Genomic DNA, 13,639 nt, shown 5'->3' with positions numbered 1-13,639 from the left:
GAACAACCGCGCGCGCAGTGCCCTGACTGGGTAGTGTCCCCGCTGGCGACGTCGAGACACCAGGCGAGGAGGCCGAAGCGGGCATGGACGGTCAACCTGACCTCTGTATCGGTGGTGCCTGGCGGCACGCCTCTGACGGTGGCACACGCGAGATCGTCAACCCCGCCGACGGCAGCGTCGCCGCGGTGGTCGACGAGGCCACCCCGGACGACGCGCTTGCCGCGGTGGCGGCGGCGCGCGCCACCTTCGACGAGGGAACCTGGAGCGCCACCACGGCATCCGAGCGTTCCGAGCTGCTGCACCGCATCGCCGAGTTGCTGCAGCGCGACAAGGAAGATCTCGCGCTGCTGGAAACCCGCGACACCGGAAAGACGTTGGCGGAAAGTCGTATCGACATCGACGACGTCACGTCGGTGTTCCGCTACTACGCGCGCCTAATCGGCGTCGAGGCCGACACGCTCGTCGACGTCGGTGACCCTGCGGTGATCAGCCGGGTGGTGGCCGAGCCGATCGGTGTGTGCGTGCTCATCGCACCGTGGAACTATCCGCTGTTGCAGATGTCGTGGAAGGTGGCCCCGGCGCTGGCGGCGGGATGCACCATGGTCGCCAAACCCAGTGAAGTCACCCCGCTGAGCACCATCGCGTTCGTCCACCTGCTCGACGAGGCGGGTGTGCCGCCCGGTGTGGTGAACCTGCTGCAGGGCAGCGGCGCAACGTTGGGCGCCGCGCTCACCGACAATCCGGACGTCGACTTCATCTCGTTCACGGGCGGCCTGTCGACCGGGTGCACCATCGCCGCGACCGCCGCCGCGCACGTCACGAAGGTGGCCCTCGAGCTCGGTGGCAAGAATCCCCACATCGTCTTCGCCGACGTCCGTGACAGCGGCGACTGGGACGCCGCGGTCGACCACGTCCTCACCGGGGTGTTCCTGCACTCCGGTCAAGTGTGTTCTGCGGGCACCCGGGTCATCCTCGAAGAGTCCATCGCCGACGACTTCGTCGCCGCACTCGCCGAACGGGCGGCCACGATCCGCGTCGGCAACGGGCTCGACTCGGCGAGCGAGACCGGGCCGCTGGTGTCCGAGCAGCATCGCGCCAAGGTCGAAAGCTATGTGGCGCTGGGTGTTTCGGAAGGGGCCACGCTGGTGTGCGGCGGCAAGCGACCCGACGACCCCGCCCTGGCGAATGGATACTTCTACCTGCCCACCATCTTCGACCACTGCGACCGGTCGATGCGCATCGTCACCGAGGAGACGTTCGGACCGATCCTCACCGTCGAGCGTTTCACGACCGAGGACGAGGCGATCGCGTTGGGCAACGACACCCGCTACGGGCTCGCTGCCGGTGTGCGCACCTCGGATTCGGCGCGCGGCGAGCGCGTGGTGCGCGCCCTGCGGCACGGCACCGTGTGGCTCAACGACTTCGGCTACTACACCGCCGCCGCGGAGTGGGGCGGCTTCGGTGCGTCGGGTAACGGGCGCGAACTCGGACCCTCCGGATTGGCCGAATACCAAGAGCTCAAACACATCTGGCACAACACGGCCCCCGCTGCCGCGGGCTGGTTCACTAACTGAGGGCAGTCCCGGAGTAGAAGGGCAACACGCATGGTGATCAAAGATCCCCACCCCGACAGCGGCATGGAGGATTTCGGCTACAAGGAATCCTTGGACCGCAGCATCGGCAAGTTCGCCAGCTTCGCTGCCGGAGTCAGCTACATCTCGATCCTCACCGGTACCTTCCAGCTCTTCTACTTCGGATTCTCCAGCGCCGGGCCGGCGTACCTGTGGTCGTGGCCGATCGTGTTCGTCGGCCAGATGGCCGTCGCGCTGTGCTTCATGGAGCTCGCGGCCAAGTACCCGGTCGCCGGGTCGGTCTACAACTGGAGCAAGAAGCTGGCCAGCCGGATCGTGGGATGGACGTCGGGCTGGCTGATGCTGACCGCGTCCATCGTGACGATCTCGGCGGTGGCGCTGGCCTACCAACTCAATCTGCCGAGGCTGTGGAGCGGGTTCCAGATCATCGGCGATGGCACCGGTGAATACGACTACGCCGCCAACGCGGTGCTTCTCGGCACGATCCTCATCGCGTTCACCACGCTGGTGAACGCCCTGGGCGTGCGGTTGATGTCGATGATCAACAGCGCGGGCGTGTTCATCGAACTGATCGCGGCGGTGCTGATCGCGGTGCTGTTGGCCGTCAACATCGAGCGTGGCCCCGATATCTTCTTCTCCACCAACGGGTACGGCGCCGAGGAGTCGATGGGCTACCTGGGCGCGTTCCTGGTCGCGTCGCTGGCATCGGGGTATGTGATGTACGGCTTCGACACGGCCTCCTCGCTCGGTGAGGAGACCGTCGAACCACGGCGAACCGCACCCAAGGCGATCCTGCGGGCCATCCTGGCGTCGTTCGTGATCGGCGGTGCGATCCTGGTGTTCGCGGTGATGGCCGCGCCGAACCTCGAGGACCCGAAGCTGGGGGAGAGCTCCGGCGGGCTGCAGTACATCGTCGAGTCGGTGATGTGGGGACCGCTGGGCAAGATCTTCCTCGTCTGCATCGTGGTGGCGGTGACGGTGTGCACGCTGGCCGTGCACACCGCGGCGATCCGGCTCACCTTCGCGATGGCACGCGACAACGCGCTGCCCTTCGGCGAGCGGTTGGCCACGGTGCACCCGAAGACCCAGACCCCCATCGTCCCCGCGGTCACGATCGGCGTGATCTCGGTGATCATCCTGGTCATCAACATCGAGCAGCCCAAGATCTTCACGGTGCTGACCTCGATCGCGATCATCATGATCTACCTGGCCTACCTGATGGTCACCGGTCCGCTGCTCAAGAAGAGGCTGCAGGGACAGTGGCCGCCCGCTGACCTCAAGGAGGGCGGCTACTTCACGATGGGCAAGTGGGGTCTGCCGGTCAACATCGTCGCGGTGGTCTGGGGTGTCGGCATGGCACTGAATCTCGCCTGGCCGCGAGCCGCCGTCTACGGCGAGCCCTGGTACAACACCTGGGGCGCGTTCGTGTACATCGGCGTCATCCTCGGCGCCGGGCTGCTGTGGTATGCCGTCAAGGGCCGCAACCACATCGGCACGCTGGAGTCGCATGCTGCCGCGACGGTTGCGGAGGCCCGCACCGATGGCTGAGACGGGCGTGTTCGACTACGTCATCGCCGGTGGTGGCACCGCGGGCTGCGTGCTCGCCGCCCGGTTGTCCGAGGATCCTGACGTCACGGTCTGCCTGATAGAAGCGGGTCCGTCGGATGTCGACGACGACAAGATCCTGGTGCTGGCGGACTGGATGCACCTGTTGGACTCCGGGTACGACTGGGACTATCCCGTCGAACCGCAGGAGCGGGGCAACTCGTTCATGCGCCATGCACGCGGGAAGGTGCTCGGCGGGTGTTCGTCGCACAACTCCTGCATCGCCTTCCATCCGCCCGCCGAGGCGCTCGACGAGTGGGCGGCCATGGGCGCGACGGGCTGGAGCGCCGCCGAGGTGCTCCCGCTGGTCGATCGACTCACCCAGACGGTGACGCTGCGTGACGTTCCGCCCGAAGACCCCTGCGGCGCAGCGGTTCTCGAAGCTGCCGCGATGGTCGGGCTTCCCACGGTGTCGTTCAACCGCGGGCAGACGGTGCGCAACGGCGCCGGCTGGTTCCAGATCAATGCCGGCGAGGACGGTATCCGCAACTCGACATCGCACGCGTTCCTGCACCCCATCCTGGGCACGCGCAAGAATCTGGAGCTCCGAACCGACACGTGGGTATCGGAGATCCTGTTCGACGACGCCCTGCGCGCCACCGGGGTGCGGTACCAGCGGCCGGATCTGACCGGTTACGACACCATCGCGGCCCGGCGCGAGGTGATCGTGACCGCCGGCGCCATCGACACTCCGAAGTTGTTGATGCTCTCCGGAATCGGGCCCACGGCGCATCTGCGGGAGATCGGCATCGACGTCCGGGTCGACTCACCGGGCGTGGGCGCCAACCTCGACGACCACGTCGAGGGCCTCGTGTTCTGGGAGGCCGCCCAGCCGATGGTGACGACCTCCACTCAGTGGTGGGAGATCGGGCTGTTCACCACGATCGACGAGGGTGTCAGCCAGCCCGACATGATGATGCATTACGGCAGCGTGCCATTCGACATGAACACGCTGCGTCGCGGCTATCCGACCACCGACAACGGATTCTGTCTGACGCCCAACGTGACTCAGGGCCACTCGCGCGGCACGGTGCGGCTGCGCACCCGCGACTTCCGCGACCGTCCCCGCGTGGACCCCCGCTACTTCACCGACCCCGACGGCTACGACGACAGGATCATGCTCGCGGGCGTGAAGCTCGCCCGCCGGATCGCCGAGCAGTCCCCGCTGGCGCCCTGGATAGCGCGCGAGCTCGCGCCGGGACCCGACGCCACCACCGATGACGAGCTGCTCGACTACATCCACCAGTGCCACAACACCGTCTATCACCCGGCCGCGACCGCGCGGATGGGTGCGCCGACGGACCCGATGGCGGTGCTGGACCCGCAGCTGAGGGTCAAGGGTGTCACGGGTTTGCGTGTGGTGGACGCCTCGGCGATGCCGAAACTGCCTGCGGTGAACCCGAACATCACGGTGATGACGATGGCGGAGAGGTGTGCCGATCTCATCCGAGCAGGCTGACCGGGCCGGGCTGGCCGAGTTCCTGGCCGCGCACACCCCGTTTCAAGCCGCGACCGACGATGAGCTGACCGCGCTGGCCGAGGGTGCCGCGATCGAGACGTTCCCGGCCGACGTCGTGGTGGCCGATTACGCATCCCGCGTGCCCGATGCGGTGTGGATGGTTCGCGACGGTCTGGTCACGCTGCGCGGCAGCGGGGACGGCGTGTTCATCGACGATGTCGGCCCGGGCGGGATCTTCGGCTACCTGCCTCTGCTCAGCGGCGCCGGAATGGACTTCCAGGCAAGGACGTCCGCGCCGAGTACGCTGATCCGCCTACCGGGTGCCCTGGTGCAGCAGCAGTTCGCCAAACCGTCCGGCCTGGCTTTCCTCGCCGCGTCGGGATGGAACCGGGCCGCCGAGCGGGCGACCATCGCGCCGGCCACCGATGCCCGTCCGGTGTCCGAGCTGGTGCACGGCGATGTCCTGCTGGTGCAGCCGGACGAGACGGTGCGCGACGTGGTGATCAGGATGACCGGCCACCACGTGTCGTACGCCCTGATCCGCTTGCCCGACTCGAGTTTGGGCATCTTCACCGACCGTGATCTGCGCACCCGGGTGGTGGCCGCCGGGCGGTCGGTCGACGTTCCCATCGCATCGGTGATGAGCGCACCGGCCCGCACCGTCACCTCGGATCTGACGGCCGACAGCGTGCTGATGGAGATGCTGGAGTGCGGGCTGCGGCACATGCCGGTGCTGACGCCGCGGGGAGAGGTGCTCGGCGTCCTCGAAGACGCCGACCTGCTGGCGGCCTCGGCGCGACAGAGTTTCCTGCTGCGCCGCTCGATCGCTGCGGCCGATGACGCCGCCCAGTTGCGCGAGGTGGGCCGCCAGGTCACCGGGACGGCTGTCGCTCTGTTCCGCAACGGCACCAAGGCGGTGGCGACCAGCGCCATCCTGTCGGTGGTCGTCGACAGCCTGGTGCGGCGCGCCTTGGAAATCGTTGTCGCACAGGCGGGCAACCCGCCACCAGAGGGATTCGCCTGGCTCACGCTCGGTAGCGTCGCGCGGCGTGAGGCGATGCCGTCCTCCGACGTCGACAGCGCGGTGTCATGGCGCGACGACCTCGGCGCGCACGCCGGCAAGTTCCGGCAGATCGCCGCCGAGGTCCACCAGCTCCTCGCCCAGGCCGGGTTGCCGACCGACCGCAACGGTGCCACCGCCGACAAGGCGAAATTCTCTCGCTCGCAATCGGAGTGGCGGACCGCAGCCCAGGGCTGGCTCGCCGAACCGTTGATCGGCCGAGGGTTGATGTTCTCCTCGCTCCTGATCGACGGCCGTGTGGTGTGGGGCGATCCGGGGCTGCACACCGTGCCGTCGGCGTACCACCGCATCCGCGAGCAGTACCCGGAGGCGTTGCGGCTGCAGCTGCTCGACGCGCTGTCGGGCCGGATGCGCACCCGCTCGCTGCGAGACGTGTTGTCCCGGCGCGGAGGCACATTCGACCTCAAGAACCATGCGGTGACACCGATCGTGAACCTCGCGCGCTGGGGCGGCCTGGTGGCCGGGGTCACCTCGGCCGCGACCCCGACCCGGCTCGCCGCGGCCGCGCAAGCCGGCGCGCTCACTGAGCGTGACGCCGGCACGCTGACCGAGGTGTTCACGATGCTCCAACGCATGCGGATGGCTCATCAGGTCCAGCAGATCACCGCCGGACGGCCGCCAGGAGACATCGTCGCGTCTTCGGAGCTGTCCCCGCTGGATCGCAGCCAACTCGGCGACGGCCTGCGCGAGATCGCCGCCGTGCGACGCCGTGTCGGCACGGTCGGGTTGTCCGGGCTGTAGGGGTTCAGGTCCAGTACAGCGTGCGGGCGGCGGGCAGAGTCGCGGCGATCTCGCTGTCGAACCACGAATGCATTTGCGCCATGGTCTCTTTGGGATAGACGTACTTGGCCGCGCCGAACTTGCCGAACTTGCGGGTGCGCACGGCCTCGTCCATCTCCAGTTTCGTGCGCGGATACCACGACGTCAGCACCTCCTTGCTGGCGGCGGTGAACCGGTGGGTGATGCATTCGACGGTCAGTTCGAGCTCGGGAATGCCGGCGGTCGCCTCGGCCACGGATCGCAGCAGCGCGCCGTAGGAGTTGCGCCAGTCGTCGATCGGCATGATCGGAGCGATCGTGAGGCCCACCGGATAGCCCGCCGCGGCGAGCTGGGCCAGCGCCGCCACGCGGCGCGGCAGGCGGGCGGTGCCGCCCTCGAAGCGCCCCGCGACCTCCCCGGCGTTGACCGACACCCGCACCCTGGTGCGTCCCCGGTGAGGGAGAGCGAGAAGCGGCGCGACATCGTCGTATTTGGTGGTGAAGCGCAGGCCCACCGGCGCAGCCCAGGGGTGGGTGCCGACGTGGCTGATCGCGGCCGACAGAGAGCCGGTCACGTGCTCGAGTGCCAATGGATCGGTGTAGCAGGACGCCTCGAACGTGGTGCCTTCGCCGGCGCGAGCCGAGGCTGACGTGACGGTGCCGCGGCCCACGTGGTCGTCCATCCCGGCCAGGATCTCGGGCAGGTTGGCGTACACCCGGGTGATCGGCGGCCCGTTCAGCGATCCGGCGAGATAGCAGTACTGACAGTGCCCGGGGCAGCCTTCGGCGAGGTCCATCCGCCAGTCGGCGCTGGGCGGGATCGGCTGCATGCGGCGCTTCGACGGCGGCGCCACGACCACGGCCAACGTGCGCTTGGCCGCTGCGTACGTCGTTCGCTCGTCGGCACCGCGCAGTGACGGGAGCCGATCGCCGGCGAGCACGTCGATCGCCGGCACGCCGGCGGCTTCGCACCGTCGGATGATCTCGGCGCCATGCGGTAGCTCTGCGGCCGAGCGGGTGACCAGAACGCGCTGCGGAATCCACAGCACTGGGGAGGGGGTGATCGTCATCGCTTGGGAAGCAACAGGATTGATCTTGTCCTGATTCCGGGGTTGCAGCCCCGGGATCAGCGGCCGGCATCGAGTAGCGCCCGGTGCCACGTGGCGGTGTCCCCGGTGATCACCGCGAGGATCGTGCGCCACGAATCCGAGGGACGATTCAACATGCCGCTGTGCGCGCTGAACCCGGCCACCAGGCTGCCGTCGTCGTACCGACCGGTGGCCAGTGGGATCACGCCGGGCATCTCGTCGGGGTCGGCGCCGTGAGGTCCGCCCGGGATGCCCTGGACCATCTCGATGAAGTCGCCGGGCGCGGTCATCGAGAACCGCACCACGTTCGGGTTGCGGTTGTGCCACTCCGCCGGGTCGTCGATTCCGACGCCGGCACCCGCCGCCGCAAGGAACAGGGTGCGGTCCGACGTCATGCCCAGCGACTCGGCCGTACCGACGATCGAGCCGCCGTAGGAGTGTCCGATGACCGTCACGAGCACGCCGGGGGCGACCGTGCGCTCGACGTCCTCGGTGAACGCGACCAGCCGAGGTGCCATGTCCAGCGCCGTGCGCGGATCGGCCGCGTCGAGCAGCACCGCCAGCGGGTTGTGGACCTGCGGGAACGGGCCACCCAGATAGGTGATCATCGCGACCTCCCCGCCGGAACCTGCGACGAACCGGCGGGCCGTTGCGACATTGGCCGCCGAACCGTCGATCGTCGTGTTGACGCCGGGCACCAACACCGCGACGTCCCGTGCGGAGGCCAGATCGCCGTGCAGCTCGATCAGCGACGCGCGGGCCGGATCGAAGCCGAGGATCTGGCGTTGGATCCGGCCACCGGCCTGCTTCGGATCGTCCACCTCGGCGAGCAGCTCCCGATAGAGCGCCAGTCGATGCCGCGAGCCGTCGTCGTCGCCCGACTCGGCGAGGATCGCCTCGGCGATGTTGATCCGGTTCGCGGCGACCCGTAGCGGCCAGGGCACGCCGTCGGTGTTGCCCACTTCGTGGGGGAACTCGGCCACCAACCGGTCGCGCTGTTGTTCGGTCATCGCCGCGATCTGGGCGGCGATCGCATCCTGACCCATCCTGGGCCACGCACTCACGGCGTCGGCCGGCATCGTCGTGGGCGGATCGGTCCTGTCGTCGGCGCCGAGCGCTCCGGTGATGTCGGCGGCCGCGTCCCCGTCGGCGGTGGCCAATCGTCGGAGAGCAGCGGTGATCTGATCCTGCACCTCCGCGGCGCGCACGGCGAGGATCTGCGCGATCGTCGCGGCATCCCCGCCGGTCAGCAACACGAGCAGCGGGTCCGCCTCACCGGCCGGGGCCACCGACCCGTCGTCGGCGACGGTGAATCCGTCGTGCCGGGCCGTCTCCACGATGTCCAGCAGATCGGTTCTGGCCGAGGCGATCTGGTGGCCACCGTCGCTTGCGGCCACCGACGCCGCGACCAACGCCCGCGCCCGGGCGGCGGCTGTGGCCGCGAGTTCGCGGGCCCGCTGCGCCGCGGCGTCGGCGGCGTGCCCCGCCCAGTGGTCGCGGCTGGACTCGATCAGTGCGGCAACGTCGTCGGCGGCGTCGTCGATGCGGCGCGCGGTCGCGTCCCAGCGCTGCGCGAGCTCGGCGAGTGACTCCGGCCGCCACGTCTGGGCCTGCGTGAGCGTCGGCGGCGTCACCCGCCCAGCCGGTCGCCGCCGTCACGGTCCGCCCGCTCGAACCCCTCGGCCGATCGGCGGGCGGCCAGCGACCATCCCCGCAGCCCGGCGACCATGTCGTCGAACTCGTCGGTGAGTGCTGCGGCGCCCGTCACCTCGGCGACGGCCGAGCCTGGCAGCGCGGCCGGGTCGAGCGTCGGGCACCGCAGCGCCTCGATGTCGTCGGCGATCCCGGCGATGCGGTCGGCGAGCTGCGCCAGGCGTTGGACGTCAACTCTCGTGATTTCCCCCATGGCTCATGCTGGCACCCGGAGATCCCCGTACCGGGAGTTATCCACAGGCGTCTTGGGCGTGGGCGCCCACGCATGCGCCGACCAGCTTGTAGTCTCGATGAGGTGCAGCGACGGATCATGGGCATCGAGACCGAATTCGGCGTGACCTGCACCTTTCACGGGCATCGCCGGCTCAGCCCGGACGAGGTCGCCCGCTACCTGTTCCGGCGGGTGGTGTCGTGGGGCCGCAGTAGCAACGTCTTCCTCCGCAACGGCGCGCGCCTGTATCTGGACGTGGGCAGCCACCCCGAATACGCGACGGCCGAATGCGACAACCTCATCCAACTGGTCACCCACGACCGGGCCGGGGAGCGGGTGCTCGAGGATCTGCTCATCGACGCCGAACAGCGATTGGCCGACGAGGGGATCGGCGGCGACATCTACCTGTTCAAGAACAACACCGACTCGGCAGGCAACTCCTACGGCTGCCACGAGAACTACCTGATCGTGCGGGCCGGGGAGTTCTCCCGGATCTCCGACGTGCTGCTGCCGTTCCTCGTGACGCGCCAGTTGATCTGCGGTGCGGGCAAGGTGCTCCAGACACCCAAGGCGGCGACGTTCTGTCTGTCGCAGCGTGCCGAGCACATCTGGGAGGGCGTCTCGAGCGCCACCACTCGTTCGCGCCCGATCATCAACACCCGCGACGAGCCGCACGCCGACGCCGAGAAGTACCGGCGTCTGCACGTCATCGTCGGGGACTCCAACATGTGCGAGGCCACCACGATGCTCAAGGTGGGCTCGGCATCGCTGGTGCTGGAGATGATCGAAGCCGGCGTCGCGTTCCGGGACTTCTCACTGGACAACCCGATTCGGGCGATCCGCGAGGTCAGCCACGACCTGACCGGGCGGCGTCCCGTCCGGCTGGCCGGCGGCAGGCAGGCCAGCGCTCTGGACATCCAGCGTGAGTACTACGCGCGCGCCGTGGAGTACCTGCAGACCCGCGAGCCCAACACGCAGATCGAGCAGGTCGTCGATCTGTGGGGCCGTCAGCTCGACGCAGTGGAGGGTCAGGACTTCGCGAAGGTCGACACCGAGATCGACTGGGTGATCAAGCGCAAGCTCTTCCAGCGCTACCAGGATCGCTACAACATGGATCTCTCCGACGCCAAGATCAGCCAGCTCGATCTCGCCTACCACGACATCAAGCGGGGCCGCGGTGTGTTCGACCTGCTGCAGCGCAAGGGTCTGGCGACCCGGATCACCACGGACGAGGAGATCGAGGCCGCGGTCAACACTCCGCCGCAGACCACCCGGGCCAAGCTGCGCGGCGAATTCATCAGTGCCGCGCAAGAAGCGGGCCGTGACTTCACGGTCGACTGGGTGCACCTCAAGCTCAACGATCAGGCGCAGCGCACGGTGCTGTGCAAGGACCCGTTCCGGTCGGTGGACGAGAGGGTCAAGAGGCTCATCGCTTCTATGTAGATCGAGCTTCTATGTAGACCCAGCTTCTATGTGATCGATGTGAGTTGGTGCACCGAGACCGCGTACTCGCCGCCGTCGAAGGGTGCCTGTTCCCACGTCGCCCACCGGTGCATCAACGTCAGACCGGCTGTGGCGGCGATGTCGTCGTAGCGCTGCAGCGTCAGCCGGCCCGCCAGGAGCTGGAACCCCGCCACGAGCAGCCCACCGGGGGTGAGCCGCTGGGCGAGCTGCGCGACGACTGCGGCCTCGGTGCCCTGGTCGAGGAAGATCATCACGTTGCCCGCAAGGACGACCACGTCGAACTCGTCGGGAACCACGGTGGCGGCGTCGACGAGATTGGCCTGCACCCAGCGCAGATCGGGAGCCTTGTCCCGGGCGACCGTCAGCATCGCGGGATCGGCATCGACACCGACCACCGAGAAGCCGCGGTCGGCGAGCTCGATCGCGACCCGCCCGGTGCCGCAGCCGGCGTCGAGCACCCGGGTGCCGCCGCAGGTGCGCAGCAGCGACTCCACCAGGTCGGCTTCGCCGTGCACACTGCGTCCGGCCGCTTTCAGCCGCTCCCACCGGGCGTCGTAGTCGGCGCCGCGGGGCCGGTCGGAGGACTGCCAGCGGCTGCTCATCGCCTCATGCTGCCATGGCGCGCCGCGACAGCCGTCCGAGCCCACCGCCGATTCGTCCTAAGCTCTACGCCGTGGGGATTTCGAAAGTCGAACGGTTGATGAACCTCGTCATCGCGCTGCTCTCGACGCGCACGTTCATCACTGCCGACCGGATCCGCGAGACCGTCTACGGCTACTCCGACGGGTCCAGCGACGAGGCTTTCTCCCGCATGTTCGAGCGCGACAAGAACGAACTGCGCGATCTCGGCATCCCGCTGGAGACCGGTCGCGTGTCGTCGACTGACCCCACCGAGGGGTACCGGATCAACCGCGAGGCGTATGCGCTGCCTGCCGTCGAGCTGACCGCCGACGAGGCCGCCGCCGTCGCGGTGGCCACCCAGCTGTGGGAATCGCCCGAATTGATCACCGCGACCCAGAGCGCACTGCTCAAGTTGCGGGCCGCCGGCGTGGAGATCGAAGCCGTCGACGAGCTCGACGTGACGATCACGTCGACGGCGGCGCTGCCCGGGTTGCGCGGCTCCGAGGAAGTGTTGGGAATCCTGTTGTCTGCCATCGACTCCGGGCGTGCGGTGCAGTTCCCGCACCGGCCGTCGCGCAGCGAGCCGTATGTCACGCGCACGGTCGAGCCGTGGGGGGTGGTCACCGACCGGGGCCGCTGGTATCTGGTCGGCCACGACCGCGACCGCAACGCCGTGCGGACGTTCCGGCTCTCGCGCATCGGCGCCGAGGTGACGCCGATCGGTGAACCCGGCTCGGTGGTGCGCCCGCCGGAGGTCAACCTGCGCGAGATCGTCGCACGGGTGGTGGGGGACTGGCCCGGGGCCGGGCAGGCCCGGGTCTGGGTCGCCGACGGGCGAGCGACGGCGCTGCGCAGACAGGCCACCGTGGTCGGCGCGAAGACACTCGGTGGGCGGCTGGGGCAGGAGATCACCGTGGACGTCGGCATGTTCGACCGGCTCGCCCGCGAGATCGCCAGCTACGGCGCCGACGCCGTGGTGCTCGAGCCGGCGTCCCTGCGCGAGGACGTCATCGCGCGCCTGCAGGCCCAGGCCGGTGTCGAGAAGGTGCAGGCATGACCGCGCTGAGCACCCGGCTGGTCCGGCTGTTGAACATGGTTCCCTACTTCCAGGCCAACCCGAAGATCACCTACGACGAGGCCGCCGCCGACCTGGGGGTGAGCGTCAAACAGCTGCGTGACGACCTCAACCAGCTGTGGATGTGCGGCCTGCCCGGCTACGGGCCCGGCGATCTGATCGATTTCGAGTTCTCCGGCGACACCATCGAGGTGACCTTCACCGCGGGCATCGACCATCCGCTGCGGCTCACCTCGCCCGAGGCCACCGGCATCCTGGTGGCCCTGCGTGCCCTGGTCGACGTGCCCGGCATGGTCGATCCGGAAGCCGCGCGCAGCGCGATCGCCAAGATCGAATCCGCGGCGGGCAGCGCCTCGGTGGAGGGCACCGCGGTCGACGAGCCGGCGCCGGCGGAGAGCGAGGCCGCCGCGGCGGTCCGTACCGCGGTGCGCGGCGACCGGGCGCTGGCCATCGAGTACTACTCGGCCTCGCATGACATGCTGTCGGCCAGGGTGGTGGACCCGATCCGCGTGGTGCTGGTCGCCGACCACAGCTACCTCGAGGCGTGGTGCCGCACCGCCGAGGCCGTCCGGCTGTTCCGGTTCGACCGGATCGTCGACGCCCGGGTGCTCGACGAACCGTCTGCGCCGCCGCCTCCGGCGGTGCAGGCCGGCCCCGACACGTCACTGTTCGACCCGGACACCGCGGACCCGTCGCTGCCGACCGCGACGCTGCGCGTGGACCGGTCGGCGTCGTGGATGTTCGACTACTACCCGCTGCGGGTGCTGGCCGAGTTTCCCGACGGATCGTGCGACGCCGCGATGACCTACGCCTCCGATGACTGGATGGCCAGGTTCGTACTCGGCTTCGGGTCCGCGGTGCGGGTTCTCGAGCCGCAACCGCTTGCCGAGCGGGTGCAGCGGGCGGCCGTCGCCGCGCTGGACGCCTATCGGGTGGGCCCCGACGGCGGGTAGACTCGGCCGCAACGTCTGG

11 protein-coding genes are annotated in these 13,639 nt (G+C 69.0%); 7 read left to right on the top strand and 4 right to left on the bottom strand.

Translation table 11 applies throughout. The annotated features are described in order from the left end of the window. Nucleotides 1-83: 83 nt before the first annotated feature. Genes ACZY1G_RS26295 through ACZY1G_RS26280 form a run of 4 tightly spaced genes read left to right on the top strand, consistent with a single transcriptional unit; the run spans nt 84 to nt 6,478 of the window. Nucleotides 84-1,574 (top strand): aldehyde dehydrogenase family protein, encoded by a 1,491-nt coding sequence (locus tag ACZY1G_RS26295; protein WP_463818137.1) that lies wholly within the window; start codon nt 84-86, stop codon nt 1,572-1,574. 30 nt (nt 1,575-1,604) lie between these two features. Continuing rightward, nucleotides 1,605-3,140 carry an APC family permease gene (locus ACZY1G_RS26290; protein WP_463818136.1) on the top strand — a complete coding sequence of 512 codons (1,536 nt, stop codon included), beginning with the start codon at nt 1,605-1,607 and terminating at the stop codon, nt 3,138-3,140. After that, complete coding sequence (locus ACZY1G_RS26285) at nt 3,133-4,656, top strand: GMC family oxidoreductase (protein ID WP_463824018.1); 1,524 nt, start codon at nt 3,133-3,135, stop codon at nt 4,654-4,656. The genes ACZY1G_RS26290 and ACZY1G_RS26285 overlap by 8 nt, the downstream gene beginning before the upstream one ends. Further along, nucleotides 4,631-6,478, top strand: a complete 1,848-nt coding sequence (locus ACZY1G_RS26280) for a putative nucleotidyltransferase substrate binding domain-containing protein (protein WP_463824017.1) — start codon at nt 4,631-4,633, stop codon at nt 6,476-6,478. Before ACZY1G_RS26285 ends, ACZY1G_RS26280 begins: the two co-directional genes overlap by 26 nt. A gap of 4 nt (nt 6,479-6,482) precedes the next feature. Here the strand turns inward: ACZY1G_RS26280 and ACZY1G_RS26275 are convergent, their stop codons facing one another. From ACZY1G_RS26275 to ACZY1G_RS26265, 3 genes are read right to left on the bottom strand one after another with little or no spacing between them, the layout of a single operon-like run. Beyond that, complete coding sequence (locus ACZY1G_RS26275; RefSeq protein WP_463824016.1) at nt 6,483-7,565, bottom strand: spore photoproduct lyase family protein; 1,083 nt, start codon at nt 7,563-7,565, stop codon at nt 6,483-6,485. A gap of 56 nt (nt 7,566-7,621) precedes the next feature. Next, on the bottom strand, nt 7,622-9,217 hold the full coding sequence (locus ACZY1G_RS26270; protein WP_463818132.1) for an alpha/beta hydrolase: 1,596 nt from the start codon (nt 9,215-9,217) through the stop codon (nt 7,622-7,624). After that, the gene (locus ACZY1G_RS26265) at nt 9,214-9,489 is read right to left on the bottom strand and encodes a DUF7162 family protein (protein ID WP_463818131.1); all 276 of its coding nucleotides are present in this window, start codon (nt 9,487-9,489) and stop codon (nt 9,214-9,216) included. Before ACZY1G_RS26265 ends, ACZY1G_RS26270 begins: the two co-directional genes overlap by 4 nt. A gap of 102 nt (nt 9,490-9,591) precedes the next feature. On the opposite strand from ACZY1G_RS26265, the gene pafA reads away from it, so the two are divergent. Next, nucleotides 9,592-10,950 carry a Pup--protein ligase gene (pafA, locus tag ACZY1G_RS26260; RefSeq protein WP_463824015.1) on the top strand — a complete coding sequence of 453 codons (1,359 nt, stop codon included), beginning with the start codon at nt 9,592-9,594 and terminating at the stop codon, nt 10,948-10,950. 26 nt (nt 10,951-10,976) lie between these two features. Here pafA and ACZY1G_RS26255 read toward each other — a convergent pair whose 3' ends face one another. Next, nucleotides 10,977-11,573, bottom strand: a complete 597-nt coding sequence (locus ACZY1G_RS26255) for a class I SAM-dependent DNA methyltransferase (RefSeq protein ID WP_463824014.1) — start codon at nt 11,571-11,573, stop codon at nt 10,977-10,979. Between the two features lie 71 nt (nt 11,574-11,644). On the opposite strand from ACZY1G_RS26255, the gene ACZY1G_RS26250 reads away from it, so the two are divergent. Further along, complete coding sequence (locus tag ACZY1G_RS26250; protein ID WP_463818128.1) at nt 11,645-12,649, top strand: helix-turn-helix transcriptional regulator; 1,005 nt, start codon at nt 11,645-11,647, stop codon at nt 12,647-12,649. Beyond that, complete coding sequence (locus ACZY1G_RS26245; protein ID WP_463818127.1) at nt 12,646-13,620, top strand: helix-turn-helix transcriptional regulator; 975 nt, start codon at nt 12,646-12,648, stop codon at nt 13,618-13,620. Before ACZY1G_RS26250 ends, ACZY1G_RS26245 begins: the two co-directional genes overlap by 4 nt. Nucleotides 13,621-13,639 lie beyond the last annotated feature (19 nt).

Source organism: Mycobacterium sp. IDUB_5 (assembly GCF_055419565.1).
This window is presented reverse-complemented; position numbering and strand designations above follow the sequence as displayed.